Origin of the sequence: Rhodococcus jostii RHA1, assembly GCF_000014565.1 — a bacterium.
In the GTDB taxonomy this organism is placed as follows: Bacteria; Actinomycetota; Actinomycetes; order Mycobacteriales; family Mycobacteriaceae; genus Rhodococcus_F; species Rhodococcus_F jostii_A.
Genome location: NC_008268.1, coordinates 1264773 through 1278594, shown reverse-complemented (window position 1 = coordinate 1278594; position 13822 = coordinate 1264773). Strand labels below are relative to the sequence as shown.

The window sequence follows — 13822 nt, the reverse complement described above, 5'->3', positions numbered from 1 at the left end:
CCATGGCGATCACTCCCGACACGAAGAACTGGACCTGGGTCCTCGACCGGGCGTGCCCCGACTGCGGGTTCGACTCGGCGGCAACACGGTACGAGGACATCCCGGCTCTCGTCCGGGCGAACGCGGAGGCCTGGTCGCCGGTCCTCGCCCGCCCCGACGTGACGGTCCGGCCGGACGAGCAGACGTGGTCGGCGCTCGAGTACGCCGCACACGTTCGCGACGTGTTCCGGATCTTCGACGTCCGGCTCCGGCTCGTGCTCGACGAGACGGATCCACTGTTCCCGAACTGGGATCAGGACGAGACCGCGGTCGCCGAACGCTACAACGAGCAGGATCCGGCCGTCGTCGACGCCGAGTTGCGCGCGGCAGGCGCTGCGGTGGCGGACGACTTCGAGGCCGTCGCGCCGGAATTCCGGGTGCGGACCGGGCGGCGGAGCGACGGCGCATCGTTCACGGTGGAGTCGCTGGCCAAGTACTTCGTCCACGATCCGATCCATCACCTCCACGACGTGTCGGGGTAACAGTTTCGGATTCCCGGACCCGATTCGGTAGAACGTGTTCCAATTCGGCCCGTTTGTGTCTATCGTCACATCAGCAGATGCGCAGACATGAATGAAGGGTTGGAAGACACATGAAGACCAAGGGTGCGATCCTGTGGGGCCTGAACGAGCCGTGGTCGGTCGAGGAGATCGAGATCGGCGATCCGGTTGCGGGCGAGGTGCAGATTCGCATGGAAGCCGCCGGAATGTGCCACTCCGACCACCACATCGTCACCGGTTCGATGCCGATGGCGTCCTTCCCGGTGATGGGCGGCCACGAAGGGTCCGGCGTCATCACCAAGCTGGGGCCGGAGGTGAAGGACCTCGAAGTCGGCGACCACGTCGTGCTCTCGTTCGTGCCCGCCTGCGGACGCTGTCCGGCGTGCTCGGCGGGACACCAGAATCTCTGTGACCTCGGAATGGGACTCCTGAGCGGGCTGGCGATCAGCGACGGCACCTTCCGCATCCACGCGCGCGGCGAGAACGTCATCCCGATGTGTCTGCTCGGGACGTTCTCGCCCTACATGGTCGTGCACGAGACGTCGGTCGTGAAGATCGACAAGGACATTCCGTTCGACGTCGCCGCCCTCGTCGGCTGCGGCGTACCCACCGGATGGGGTTCGGCGACGCGGATGGCGGAGGTGAAGCCGGGCGAATCCGTCGTCATCATGGGGGTCGGCGGCGTCGGCATGAGCGCACTGCAGGGCGCGGTGGCGTCCGGGGCGCGTCAGATCTTCGCCATCGACCCGGTGCCGTGGAAGCGGGAACAGGCACTGAAGTTCGGGGCCACCCACGCGTTCGAGAGTGCCGCCGCCGCAATCGAGCCGATCATCGCGCTCACCAACGGTTTGATGGCGCAGAAGACGATCATCACGGTCGGGGAGATGCACGGCGAATACGTCGAGGAAGCCCTGTTGCTCACCAGCAAGTTCGGCACGTGCGTCGTCACGGCCATGGGCGCGATGACCGACATGGACGTCAAGCTGAACCTGTTCCTCTTCTCGATGCTGCAGAAGGACCTGAAAGGCACCATCTTCGGCGGCGGAAACGCCCGGGTCGAGATCCCGAACCTGCTGGCCATGTACAAGTCGGGGCAGCTGAACCTCGACGACATGATCACCCGCACCTACACCCTCGAAGGTGTCAACGACGGGTATCAGGACATGCTCGACGGCAAGAACATTCGCGGCGTCATCCGATACACCGAAGCCGACTGGTGACGGCTCGCCGCTGCTGACCGCGGGCCGCTCTCGTAGGCTGACCGGGTGCAGAGTCTCGATCAGATTGCCCGATGGCCCGTGGACAACGCTGCGGCGGTGGTCCTGTCGTACGACGAAGGGGTGATCGGCGAGTACGGCGACCAGCAGCGCGTCTTCCCCCTGGCCTCGGTGACCAAGCTGCTCTGCGCGTACGCGGTCCTGGTGGCCACCGAGGAGGGGGCCGTCGAACTCGACCAGCCCGCAGGCCCGGAGGGCTCGACCGTGCGTCACCTGCTGGCGCACGCGTCGGGTCTCGCGTTCGATGCGAACCGTGTGCAGACGGCACCGGAGCGCAAGCGGATCTACTCGAGCGCCGGCTACGAGGTGCTCGCCGACTTCCTCACCGCCGAGACGTCGATCGATTTCGCCGACTATGTCGCGGAATCCGTCTTCGCTCCACTGTCGATGGGCGCGTCAGCGCTCGTCGGGCCCGCCGGTCACGGAGCGCAGGCGTCGGCGGGCGATCTCGGCCGGTTCGCAGTGGAACTGTTCCGCCCGGCCCTCATTTCGCCTCAGACGTTCGCGGACGCCACCTCCGTGCAGTTTCCCGGGCTGGACGGAATCCTGCCCGGATACGGCTCACAGCGGCCCAACGACTGGGGTCTGGGATTCGAGATCCGTTCGGGCAAGAGCCCGCACTGGACGGGCACCGGCAACTCGCCGCGGACGTTCGGCCACTTCGGGCAGTCCGGCACCTTCCTGTGGGTCGATCCGGCCGCCGGACTGGCGTGCGTCGCATTGACGGACCGGGATTTCGGCGACTGGGCCAAGCCCCTGTGGACCGAGCTGAGCGACGGTATCCTCTCGGAACGCAGAAGGCGATGACACACCGATTGCTCGAATCACTGGCGCAACACAGGCATCACAAGGCACACTGATCAACCGAGCCCGCTGCACACACCGACTGAGGCCGTTGGGGAAGACGTCCCTCGTCGAAGCAGGAGGCTCGAGTGCGCGCATTGAATCAGTTCGCGGACGCGACGGCTGGTGTTGTCTACATCCACTCGTCGCCCGCCGCGTTGTGCCCCCATATCGAATGGGCGTTGACCGCGACCCTCGACTGCCGAGCCAACCTGAAATGGACCTCGCAGCCGGCCTCCAACGGCGTTCTGCGCGCGACCACCAGCTGGGTGGGGCCTGTCGGCACCGCCTCACGGCTGGTCAACGCGCTCCGCGCCTGGCCGATGCTGCGCTTCGAGGTCACCGAGGACGCCAGTGAGGGCGTGGACGGCGAACGGTACAGCCACGTGCCCGGTATGGGTCTGTGGCACGGGTCCACCAGCGCGAACGGCGATGTCGTCGTGGGTGAGATGCGGCTGCGGGCACTGATGCAAGCGGGCGGCGACATCGCGGCCGAACTGGACTACGCACTCGGAACCGCCTGGGACGAGGCTCTCGAGCCGTTCCGCAGCGGCGGCGAAGGCGCCGAGGTCACCTGGTTGCGCCGCGACGTCGGCTGACACCCCGCTCACGGACGCGAAAAGGCCCCCGCCACAACAACGGCGGGGGCCTTCTCTCGACCAGAGCTCAGATCACAGCGGGATGTTCTTGTGGTCGCCGCGGCTGGAGGGAGCGGCGGCGAGGGCGGCGGTGACGACACTGCGCGTCTTGGCGGGGTCGATCTCCTCGTCCACCACACCGATCGCGACGGCGCGGTCGACGCCACCGGCGATGCTCTCGTGTTCGACGGCCAGACGCTCGTGCAGGGCCTCACGCTCGTCTTCCGGCGCTGCGGCCAGGGCGCGCTTGTGCAGGATGCCGACGGCGGCCTTGGCGCCCATGACGGCGACCTCGGCATCGGGCCACGCGTAGACGGCGGTGGCGCCGAGCGCGCGGGAGTTCATGGCGATGTAGGCGCCGCCGTAGATCTTGCGGGTCACGACCGTCACGCGGGGAACCGTGGCTTCGGCGAACGCGTGGAGCAGCTTGGCGCCGCGACGCACGACGCCTTCCCATTCCATGCTCACACCGGGGAGGTAACCGGGTACGTCCACGACCACGACGAGCGGGATGCCGAATGCGTTGCACAACCGGACGAAACGAGCCGACTTCTCGGCGCTCTCCGAGTTCAGGCAACCACCCAGGCGGAGCGGGTTGTTGGCGATGACACCGACGGTGCGGCCGCCGAGGCGTCCGAGACCGGTGACGATGCTGCGGGCGTAATTGCCCTGCAGTTCCTCGAAACTCGACTCGCCCTCGACGTTGTCGAGCAGTTCGTGAACGATCGGACGGACATCGTAGGCGCGTTTCGCCGACTCGGGCATGAGCGCGCGGAGATCGGTGTCGCCGTGCGCGGCCGCGGCCTGATCGAACTCGCCCTGCTCGCAGAACATCGACACCAGGCGGCGCGCCCGGTGCAGGGCGTCACCCTCGTCGTGGGCGGCGATGTGCGCGACACCCGACTTCTTCGTGTGCGTGTCGGGACCGCCGAGGGACACCATGTCGACCTGCTCACCGGTGACACTGCGGACCACGTCCGGTCCGGTGACGAAGACGCGGGCCTCGGGCGCCATGATGACGATGTCGGTCAGCGCGGGACCGTACGCCGCACCGCCGGCCGCGAAGCCGAGGACGACGGAAATCTGTGGGACGCGGCCGGACGCGCGGACCATGGCCTCGAAGACCAGTCCGACGGCGTGCAGGGCCTCGACGCCCTCGGCGAGACGCGCGCCACCCGAGTGCCAGAGACCCACGATCGGGGCGTCTTCCTCGAGGGCGGTGTCGATCGCCGTCACGATGTGCTTGCAGCCTTCGACACCCATGGCGCCGCCCATGACGGTGGCATCGGAGCAGTAGGCGATGGTGCGGACACCGTCGATGTTGCCGGACGCGGCCAGAACACCGGACTTGTCACGCGGATGCAGAGGGACGACCGTCCCGGCGTCGAACAGCTTCTCCAGGCGCGCAAGGGGATCGCGCGGATCGATCGACGCATCGGACTTAGTCGCGGGTGCCAAGATTGTCATCGCGTCCTCCTTGTGGCGGGCCCGGGTGGGCTGTCGATGGGTGGAGACCCCTTCAGAGAAGGGGTCTCCACCCGCGAGCTAGCAGGACCGGCTGTCAGGCCCGGCCGAAGGCGAGCGCGACATTGTGCCCACCGAAACCAAACGAGTTGTTGATCGCGAAATCGATCTCGCCGTAACGGGCTTCGCCCTTGACGACATCCAGGTCGATCTCTGGATCCTGATTCTCGAGATTCAGCGTGGGCGGAATGACTCCGTCACGCAGACTCAGGACCGTGAGCACCGCCTCGAGCGCACCGACGGCGCCGATCGAGTGCCCCAACGCGGACTTCGGTGCGTACACCGCAGCATGGTTGCCGACGGCAGCCTTGATGGCGTTCGCCTCTGCCGTGTCACCGATCGGCGTTGCCGTGGCGTGCGCGTTGATGTGCTGGATGTCCGTCTTCGTCAATCCAGCCGTCTCGATCGCCCTCGTCATGGCCCGCGCAGCGCCCGAACCCGAAGGATCGGGAGCGACGATGTGGAACCCGTCGGAGGTGATTCCCGCGCCCAGCAAACGGGCGTGGATGGTGGCACCGCGAGCCTTGGCGTGCTCCTCGGTTTCGAGGACCATCATCGCTCCGGCTTCACCGAACACGAAGCCGTCACGATCCTTGTCGAACGGCCGCGAAGCCGCCTTCGGATCGTCGTTGCGGGTGCTCAGCGCGCGCATCATCGCGAAACTCGCGATCGGCACGGCGTCGAGGTAACCCTCCACACCACCGGCGACGATGATGTCCGCGTCGCCCATCACCAGCATGCGGTACGCATGGGCGATGGCCTCGGAACCCGAGGAACAGGCCGACACGGGAGTGATCACTCCGGCGCGGGCCCCGAGCTCGAGTCCGACGGTGGCCGACGGACCGTTGGGCATCACCATCTGGACGGCGAACGGCGACACCTTGCGGTACCCACCGGCCTTCATCTTCTCGACGGCGTCGATCAGAGCTTCGCCGCCGCCCAGTCCGGTGCCGATCACGACGCCGAGGCGATCCTTGTCGACCTCCGGGCTGCCGGCGTTCTCCCAGACCTGACGGCCCAAGACGAGCGCCAGCCGCTCGACGAAGCTCATCCGGCGGATCTCCACCCGGGACAGCGACTCGTCGGGCGACACCTTGAGCTTGCCGCCGATCGTCACCGGAAGGTCGTTCTCCGTGACGAAGGCTTCCCGGATGGTGTCGATGCCGCTCTCGCCGGCCAACAGGCCCTTCCACGTGGCATCCACGTCACCAGCGATCGACGTCGTGGCCGCGAGGCTGGTGACGACGATGTTGGGGAACTGCTTCCCGTTGGTCGAGGCGGAAGTCACGGCTGAGCTCACTCCTCGTCGTTCTTGGCAGCTTCGAGCTTCGCCTTCACGGCCTCCGCGTCGGCGCCACCTTCTGCTTCGAGCTTCTGGATGTAGGACACGGCGTCACCGACGGTGCGCAGTCCGGCGAGATCCTCGTCGGGGATCTTCACGCCGTACTTGTCCTCGGTCTGGACGGCGATCTCAACCATGGAGAGGGAGTCGATGTCGAGGTCGTCGACGAAAGACTTTTCGATGGTCACCTCGGACGGCTCAATACCGGTGACCTCCTCGATGATCTCCGCGAGTCCGGCGATGATGTCTTCCTGGGTGGCGGCCACTGAGTGGCTCCCTTCTAATTCGGTGTAGATGTATCTGGAGTTGTGCAGGCACGTCCCCATCGGCCGCGCCTGCGGGCCCTGCACGCACCGAGGTGCGCGCAGCAAACTAGCCGAGTTCTGTCAGTTCGGCTAGCGCGGAGATATCCCCCGGGGTCTTGAGTGCCAGAGTCGGCGTGCCGCGCATTTCACGCTTGGCGATACCGACGAGGGTTCCGGCTGGTGGAAGTTCCGCGATCGCGGAGACCTGAGCGGTCCGCAGGCTTGCGGTACACAGGTCCCAACGCACAGGTCGGGTTACCTGCGCGGCCAGTTTAGTCAGTGCGTCGGCTCCGGATGCGACCGGTGCGCCGTCGGCGTTGGAGAGCAGAGTGCGGGTGGGTTCACCCGGTGTGATCTTGGACGCAGCCTCGGTGACGGCCTCCTGCGCGGGAGCCATGAACCGGGTGTGGAACGCGCCTGCGACGGGAAGAGCGCGAACCCGCGCCTTCTCCGGCGGGTTGGCCGCGAGTTCCTCGAGCGCCGACAGCAGACCTGCCGCGACGATCTGGCCCGCCGCATTGCGGTTGGCCGGTTCGAGGCCCAGTTCGTCGAGGCGGGCGAGCACCTCGGCCTCGTCGCCCCCGAGGACCGCGGACATGCCGGTCGGTTCGAGTGCGCAGGCCTTCGCCATCTCCGCGCCGCGGACGGCGGCGAGGGCGACGGCGTCGTCGGCGGAGAGGACTCCGGCGACCGCGGCTGCGGCGAGTTCACCGACCGAGTGCCCGGCCGCGATGGTGTCTGCGGGAACCAGGCCACGCGCGTCGAGTTCCTCGAAGGCGAGGAGTGCGGCGGCCACGACGAGGGGCTGAGTCACCGACGTGTCGGTGATCTCCTCCGCTGTCGCGGTGGTACCGAGGCGGACGAGGTCGAGGCCGGCAGCCTTCGACCACAGTGCGACACGGTCATGAGAACCCGGCAGCTCCAACCAAGGGATGAGCATGCCGGGAGTCTGAGAGCCCTGACCCGGGGCGAGCAACGAAATCACTCTTCAAGAGAACACCGTCAACGGCGTGCTGCGAGATGTCGTTGCGGATGAACCTTTGTCGGCGGATTTGTTGGGTTCCCACAAAATTGCACGTGGGGTCCTCGCATCGAATCTGGACAGACGTTCGTTACAGCCCTGCTTCTCCGAATGGGAAGGGTGTGACTGGTGTTAAACGTGATATGGGTTCGTTATGGGAATGTGTCAATCGACCCACTGTGGCAGCCACTCTGAGTACATACGCATCCCGCGGATTCGTCGGATCGCGACCGGTGACTTCGGCGATTCTCTTGAGTCGATACCGCACAGTATTTGGATGAACAAACAGCTGCCGGGCACAAGTCTCAACCGCACCTCCACAGTCGAGATATGCGTCCAAAGTGTCGGTGAGAACACCTCCGGCGGCCGCCAGCGGCGCGACCAGATGGTCGTTCAGAGCGGTGACCGCGGCGTTGTCCCCGAGCAGTGCGCGCTCGGGTAACAATTCGGCGGCGTGGACGGGCCGAGGCGCGCCCCGCCAGCCGGCGACCGCCTGCATCGCGGCGAGCGCCTCGACGGCACTGAAGTGCGCCGCACCCAGCGTCGGCGTGGTCGGGCCGATGATCACCGGCTCGTCCGAGAACTTGCCGAGCAGGTCGGTCATGAAACTCGAGTGCCCCGACCCCTCCTGAAGTTCGCCGCTGACGACCATCACGAGCCGAGAACCCTGCACCACGGCGAGGGCGGCGCGTCCGTGCTTCTGCGCGATGGTGTGGACCGTGCCGACGACGGAGACCCGTTCGTCCTCGGGGGGAGTGCCGACGATGACGGTGGCGGGGGCGGTGGCGTCCCAGTTGAGGGTCGCCGCCCGCGACAACATGTCCGAGCCCGTGTCACCACGGACCACGGCGTCGACCACGAGTGCCTCGAGCCGGGTGTCCCACGCACCGCGGGACTCCGCGGCACTCGCGTACACCGAGGCGGCCGCGAAACCCAGTTCGCGGCCGTAACGGAGGACGGCCTCGGTGAGGGCGATCAGCTGCTGGTCGTTGCGGGCGAGCGCCGGCAGCCACTGCTCGAAGAACTCCATCGCCACGCGGACCATGTCCACCGTCTGGCTGAGGGTGAGCCTGCGCGCGAGATCCTGCGGAATGACCTGGAACGCGTCCAGGCTGAACCGGATGTCGCTGTCCGGGTTCTTGAGCCACTCGAGGAAGTTCACGACCGCCGTCTGAACCAGCAACTGCACGTTGGAGCGTTGAGCGGCGTCGAGGTCGTCGAAGAACGGCAGTTGGTCCTGCATCGTCGTGACGGCCTCGGTCGAGAGGCGACCGGAGAACTGTTTGACGCGACGCAACAGCGCGTCGGGCAACGGATCCCGGGTTTGTCGTCTGCGGGAGACCAACGGACTCTGCTCGACCATAGTCAAGAACCTACGCCCACCGCCGCCCGTGTAGTCCGACGGACACACGGGCGGCGGTGGGGAGGATCTCGGCGTTACGCGCTGCCGGTGTCCGTGTACGAGACGGCCGCGGCGCGGACGTCGTCGATGCGGTACCGGTTGGCGGCTTCGACGGCCTTGGAGCGGTCGAGGGTGCCTTCGCCGGCGAGGGCGGACAGGACGGCGACGACGATGGATTCGGCGTCGACGTTGAAGTACCGGCGGGCGGCGGGGCGGGTGTCGGAGAAGCCGAACCCGTCGGTGCCGAGGGTGGTGTACGAGCCGGGCACCCACTGACGGATCTGATCGGCGACGGCGCGCATCCAGTCCGAGGCCGCCACGAACGGGCCGGCGGCGTCGGACAACGCCTGCGTGACATACGGCAGCGGGGCGTCGGTGCCGGGGTCGCGCAGGGCCTGGCGCTCCGATTCGATGCCGTCGCGGCGCAGCTCACCCCAGGAGGTGACCGACCACACGTCGGCGGCCACACCCCACTCGTCGGCGAGCAGTTCCTGCGCACGCAGCCCCTCGGGCATGGTGACACCGGAGACCAGGATCTGCGCCTTCGGGCCCGAAGCCTGCGACTTCTTGAACAGGTACATGCCCTTGAGCAGGCCGTCGACGTTGAGGTCGGCGGGCTCGGCGGGCTGGGAGTAGGGCTCGTTGTAGAGGGTGATGTAGTAGAAGATGTCCTCCCCACCGAACCCGTCGACCCCGTCGGTGCCGCCGTACATCCGGCGCAGTCCGTCCTTGACGATGTGCGCGATCTCGTAGGAGAACGCCGGGTCGTAGGCGACGGCGGCCGGGTTGGTCGAGGCCAGCAGCAGCGAGTGCCCGTCGGCGTGCTGGAGGCCTTCGCCGGTGAGGGTGGTGCGGCCGGCGGTGGCGCCGAGGACGAATCCGCGGGCCATCTGATCCGCCGCCGCCCACAACCCGTCGCCGGTGCGCTGGAACCCGAACATCGAGTAGAAGATGTACAGCGGGATCATCGGCTCACCGTGGGTGGCATAGGAGGTGCCGACCGCGGTGAACGAGGCGGTCGAGCCGGCCTCGTTGATGCCCTCGTGCAGGATCTGCCCGATCTCCGATTCCTTGTAGGCGAGCATCAGGTCCGCATCCACCGCCGTGTACAGCTGGCCGTTGCGGTTGTAGATCTTCAAGGAGGGGAACCAGGAGTCCATCCCGAAGGTGCGGGCCTCGTCCGGGATGATCGGCACGATCCGCTTGCCGATCTCCTTGTCCCGCAACAGCTCCTTCATGATCCGCACCAACGCCATGGTGGTCGCGACCTGCTGCTTGCCGGAGCCCTTGCGGACCACGTCGTAGGTCGAATCCGGCGGCATCGGCAACGGCGCCGGGCTGGTGCGGCGCTGCGGCAGGAACCCACCGAGCGCGCGGCGGCGGTCGAGCATGTATTGGATCTCCGGGGCATCGGGGCCGGGGTGGTAGTACGGGGGCATCTTCGGGTCCTTCTCCAACTCGGCGTCGGAGATCGGGATGCGCTGCAGGTCCCGGAAATTCTTCAGATCGTCGAGGGTCAGCTTCTTCATCTGGTGGGTGGCGTTGCGGCCCTCGAAGTGCTTGCCCAGGGTGTAGCCCTTGATGGTGTGCGCCAGGATCACCGTCGGCTGCCCCTTGTGCGCCATCGCCGCCGCGTACGCGGCGTAGATCTTGCGGTAATCGTGGCCGCCGCGCTTGAGGTTCCAGATGTCCTGATCCGACAGGTTCGCGACCAGTTCCTTCGTCCGCGGATCCCGGCCGAAGAAGTGCTCGCGCACGTACCCGCCGTCGTTGGCCTTGTACGTTTGGTAGTCACCGTCCGGGGTGACGTTCATCAGGTTGACCAGGGCGCCGTCCCGGTCCGCGTGCAGCAGCGCGTCCCACTCGCGGCCCCAGACCACCTTGATCACGTTCCAGCCGGCGCCGCGGAAGAACGACTCCAACTCCTGGATGATCTTGCCGTTGCCGCGGACCGGGCCGTCGAGGCGCTGCAGGTTGCAGTTCACCACGAACGTCAGGTTGTCGAGGCCCTCGGTGGCCGCCACGTGCGCCAGGCCGCGGGATTCGGGTTCGTCCATCTCCCCGTCACCCAGAAACGCCCACACGTGCTGATCGGCGGTGTCCTTGATGCCGCGGTCGTGCAGGTAGTGGTTGAACCTCGCCTGGTAGATCGCGTTCATCGGGCCCAACCCCATCGACACGGTCGGGAACTCCCAGAAATCCGGCAGCAGCCGCGGGTGCGGGTACGACGGCAACCCGCCGCCCTGATCGGCGTGCGAGTGTTCCTGCCGGAACCCGTCCATCCGCTCCGCCGGGATCCGCCCCTCCAAAAACGCGCGGGCGTAGATGCCCGGCGAGGCGTGGCCCTGGATGAAGATCTGATCCCCACCCCCGGGATGGTCCTTGCCGCGGAAGAAGTGGTTGAACCCCACCTCGTACAGGGCCGCCGACGACGCATACGTCGAAATGTGACCACCGACCCCGACCCCGGGGCGTTGCGCGCGGGTCACCATCACCGCCGCGTTCCACCGGATGAACGCCCGATACCGGCGCTCGGTCTCCTCGTCCCCGGGGAACCACGGCTCGTTCTCCGTCGGGATGGTGTTCACATAATCGGTCGACGTCAACGCCGGCAACGCGACGTGCTTCTCCCCGGCCCGCTCGAGCATCCGCAACATCAGATACCGGGCACGAGTCGGTCCGGACCGGTCCAACAGTCCGTCGAACGATTCCAACCACTCCGTGGTCTCGTCCGGGTCGATATCCGGCAGATAAGACGCAACACCCTCACGGATGACGCGAACGCGGGCGTCGGAACCCGGGGTCGCACTGGGGTTGGAAGGTTGGGCCGCTCCGGCGCCGGGTGTGGCGGAATCCGGTTGAGACGCGGGTCCCTGGATCAGGTCTGACAACGTTGCTCCTCATTGTGGTGGGACGCGCGGTGTGGCGTCCTCTCCATGCGATCGCGGCCTTGTTAGGCCCGACCCATCTCCTTTATGAATATGGCGCGACCCTCATCTTTCACCATCGCGGCGCAGTCGGCACACTGTGTTCGGGTTACTCTCCGGTAGCGTTTGCGCAGATCCGGGGCCGAATGTTGAACTTGTCGATGCCGTCGAAAACATGGGGGAGACGAATGCGCACGTCGACGCGCCGCTGGGGGCCGGCGAGTGCTGCCGTCGCGGCGATCGTCGGTGTGGGCGTCATCGCCGGATGCGGCGGCGCGGTCGAGGGGACCGCGCAGCAAAACGATTCTCAGGCCGCCGAGTACGCCGCGGAGGCGACGTCCTCATCGGTGGCCGCGTCGTCCTCCCAGAAGGCCGCGGCCGAGCGGGAGGCGCTCGTGGAGCAGTGCACGATGTTCGTGAACCGTGCCGGCGACACCATCGACAGCTACAACGCCTTCATCGACGCCGCCAACGCCGACGCCGCAGACACCGGTGCGAAGGCGAGCGCCGCGGCGGCAGCCCTTCGGGCGGCGGCCGACGGGGCGAATGCCGCCACGCCCGCACTTCCCGCGGAGCTGACCGGACTGCTCACCGATTACGCGAACAACTACCGGGAACTCGCGACCGCGGTCGACGGCGGGCAGCGCGGTGACATTCTGAACACACTCGCGAGCCGTGGAGACGAGCTCAGCGACTCGATTCGGGGAGCCTGCCCCACATCGTGACTCCCGCACCGTAGGCTCGGTCGATGACCACGCATCACTACTTTCTGAGAAAAATTCGCGTGGTCGGCTTGCGCGAAAGCGTTCGAGCATGTTCGCTTTCACCTAATTGATCTTCATCCGGCAGGTGTTCGGGTATCCGAGCACCGTCAACAAAAGGAGGACCCCACCGTGGTCGCCGCGGCGGACGCCCAAAACTACGCTCAGAAACTCGGGATCACTGCCGACATGGCGGTACAGGAACTGGGCTGGGACGAGGACACCGACGACGACCTGCGTGCCGCGGTCGAGGACACCATCGGTGGAGAACTGCTTGACGAGGATTCCGACGAGGTGATCGACGTCGTGCTGCTGTGGTGGCGCGACGAAGACGGAGACCTCGTCGACGCCCTCATGGATGCCATCGGCCCCCTGGCCGACGAGGGATTCGTGTGGGTCCTCACCCCCAAGACCGGTCAGCCCGGTCACGTGGAGCCCAGCGAGATCGCCGAGTCCGCACCTACAGCCGGTCTCACCCAGACGTCGGCGGCGAACCTCGGGGACTGGTCGGGAAGCCGTCTGGTTCAGCCGAAGTCGCGTCCCGCGAACAAGCGCTGAACAGTCGCACCTTTTCGTTCACTCACCGAAGGATCACGTCATGCCGCTCGAGGTGGGCACCACCGCCCCCGATTTCACCCTCAAGGACCAGAACAATCAGGAAGTGACGCTTTCCGATTACCGCGGAAAGAAGAACGTCCTGCTCGTGTTCTACCCCCTCGCGTTCACCGGAACGTGTCAGGGTGAACTCTGCAAGGTTCGCGACGAACTGCCGAAGTTCGAGAACGACGAGACTGCGATTCTCGCGCTCTCCGTCGGTGCGTCGCCGACACACAAGATCTGGTCCGCCGAGCAGGGATACACCTTCCCGCTGCTCGCCGACTTCTGGCCGCACGGTGCGGTCGCGCAGCAGTACGGTGTCTTCAACGAGAAACTGGGCTTCGCGAACCGCGGCACCTTCGTCATCGACAAGGAAGGCGTCATCCGGTTCGCCGAGATGAACGGGCCCGGAGAGGCCCGTGACCAGGAAGCTTGGGAGAAAGCGCTCGCCACGCTAGAGTCCTGATGCGCATCCGGCGAGGTTCTCGCCGGATGTTCGGGCGTGTAGCTCAGTGGTAGAGCTCTGGTTTTACACACCAGCGGTCGGGGGTTCGAAACCCTCCGCGCCCACCGTCAGGGCAAAGCCCCGATCTGCGTTCCGCGCGGGTCGGGGCTTTCTCCGTGTCGGTGTTCACCGTGCTGCCCG

General features: G+C 66.6%; 13 protein-coding genes and 1 tRNA gene. 8 read left to right on the top strand and 6 right to left on the bottom strand.

Annotated elements, in window-relative coordinates; all coding sequences use genetic code 11:
* Positions 1-2: 2 nt before the first annotated feature.
* From RHA1_RS05840 to RHA1_RS05825, 4 genes are all read left to right on the top strand, one after another.
* Complete coding sequence (locus RHA1_RS05840) at positions 3-521, top strand: DinB family protein (protein WP_009473918.1); 519 nt, start codon at positions 3-5, stop codon at positions 519-521.
* A gap of 110 nt (positions 522-631) precedes the next feature.
* Positions 632-1759 carry an NDMA-dependent alcohol dehydrogenase gene (locus RHA1_RS05835; RefSeq protein WP_005247847.1) on the top strand — a complete coding sequence of 376 codons (1128 nt, stop codon included), beginning with the start codon at positions 632-634 and terminating at the stop codon, positions 1757-1759.
* Between the two features lie 45 nt (positions 1760-1804).
* On the top strand, positions 1805-2623 hold the full coding sequence (locus tag RHA1_RS05830; RefSeq protein ID WP_011594298.1) for a serine hydrolase domain-containing protein: 819 nt from the start codon (positions 1805-1807) through the stop codon (positions 2621-2623).
* 125 nt (positions 2624-2748) lie between these two features.
* On the top strand, positions 2749-3258 hold the full coding sequence (locus RHA1_RS05825) for a DUF3145 domain-containing protein (protein ID WP_005247843.1): 510 nt from the start codon (positions 2749-2751) through the stop codon (positions 3256-3258).
* Between the two features lie 72 nt (positions 3259-3330).
* Here the strand turns inward: RHA1_RS05825 and RHA1_RS05820 are convergent, their stop codons facing one another.
* From RHA1_RS05820 to aceE, 6 genes are all read right to left on the bottom strand, one after another.
* Positions 3331-4764, bottom strand: a complete 1434-nt coding sequence (locus RHA1_RS05820; protein WP_009473915.1) for an acyl-CoA carboxylase subunit beta — start codon at positions 4762-4764, stop codon at positions 3331-3333.
* Between the two features lie 94 nt (positions 4765-4858).
* Entirely contained in the window at positions 4859-6109 is a 1251-nt protein-coding gene (locus tag RHA1_RS05815; protein ID WP_005247840.1) for a KasA/KasB family beta-ketoacyl-ACP synthase, read from the bottom strand.
* An 8-nt stretch (positions 6110-6117) separates the two neighbouring features.
* Positions 6118-6429, bottom strand: coding sequence for a meromycolate extension acyl carrier protein AcpM (acpM, locus tag RHA1_RS05810; RefSeq protein ID WP_005247839.1), 312 nt, complete (start codon positions 6427-6429; stop codon positions 6118-6120).
* A 106-nt stretch (positions 6430-6535) separates the two neighbouring features.
* Positions 6536-7453, bottom strand: a complete 918-nt coding sequence (locus RHA1_RS05805) for an ACP S-malonyltransferase (protein WP_005247836.1) — start codon at positions 7451-7453, stop codon at positions 6536-6538.
* A 127-nt stretch (positions 7454-7580) separates the two neighbouring features.
* Positions 7581-8852, bottom strand: a complete 1272-nt coding sequence (locus tag RHA1_RS05800; RefSeq protein ID WP_005261202.1) for a PucR family transcriptional regulator — start codon at positions 8850-8852, stop codon at positions 7581-7583.
* Positions 8853-8926: 74 nt separating this feature from the next.
* Complete coding sequence (aceE, locus tag RHA1_RS05795; protein WP_011594297.1) at positions 8927-11782, bottom strand: pyruvate dehydrogenase (acetyl-transferring), homodimeric type; 2856 nt, start codon at positions 11780-11782, stop codon at positions 8927-8929.
* A gap of 224 nt (positions 11783-12006) precedes the next feature.
* Between aceE and RHA1_RS05790 the strand changes: the two genes are divergently transcribed.
* The 4 genes from RHA1_RS05790 to RHA1_RS05775 all read left to right on the top strand — a co-directional run bounded on the left by RHA1_RS05790 (position 12007) and on the right by RHA1_RS05775 (position 13746).
* A complete protein-coding gene (locus RHA1_RS05790; protein ID WP_011594296.1) occupies positions 12007-12543 on the top strand; it encodes an Rv2240c family protein in 537 nt (178 codons plus the stop codon).
* Between the two features lie 168 nt (positions 12544-12711).
* Complete coding sequence (locus RHA1_RS05785; RefSeq protein ID WP_005247829.1) at positions 12712-13137, top strand: DUF3052 domain-containing protein; 426 nt, start codon at positions 12712-12714, stop codon at positions 13135-13137.
* A gap of 40 nt (positions 13138-13177) precedes the next feature.
* Positions 13178-13642: a peroxiredoxin gene (locus RHA1_RS05780; protein WP_009473911.1), complete on the top strand. Its 465-nt coding sequence runs from the start codon at positions 13178-13180 to the stop codon at positions 13640-13642.
* A gap of 32 nt (positions 13643-13674) precedes the next feature.
* A tRNA-Val gene (locus RHA1_RS05775) sits at positions 13675-13746 on the top strand.
* Positions 13747-13822: the final 76 nt, after the last annotated feature.

What these genes read in the sequence shown, in the direction of transcription:
- RHA1_RS05835 (WP_005247847.1), top strand. Translation starts at nt 632, where the DNA reads ATGAAGACCAAGGGTGCGATCCTGTGGGGCCTGAACGAGCCGTGGTCG.
- RHA1_RS05800 (WP_005261202.1), bottom strand. Translation starts at nt 8,852, where the DNA reads ATGGTCGAGCAGAGTCCGTTGGTCTCCCGCAGACGACAAACCCGGGAT.
- RHA1_RS05790 (WP_011594296.1), top strand. Translation starts at nt 12,007, where the DNA reads ATGCGCACGTCGACGCGCCGCTGGGGGCCGGCGAGTGCTGCCGTCGCG.
- RHA1_RS05820 (WP_009473915.1), bottom strand. Translation starts at nt 4,764, where the DNA reads ATGACAATCTTGGCACCCGCGACTAAGTCCGATGCGTCGATCGATCCG.
- RHA1_RS05780 (WP_009473911.1), top strand. Translation starts at nt 13,178, where the DNA reads ATGCCGCTCGAGGTGGGCACCACCGCCCCCGATTTCACCCTCAAGGAC.
- RHA1_RS05840 (WP_009473918.1), top strand. Translation starts at nt 3, where the DNA reads ATGGCGATCACTCCCGACACGAAGAACTGGACCTGGGTCCTCGACCGG.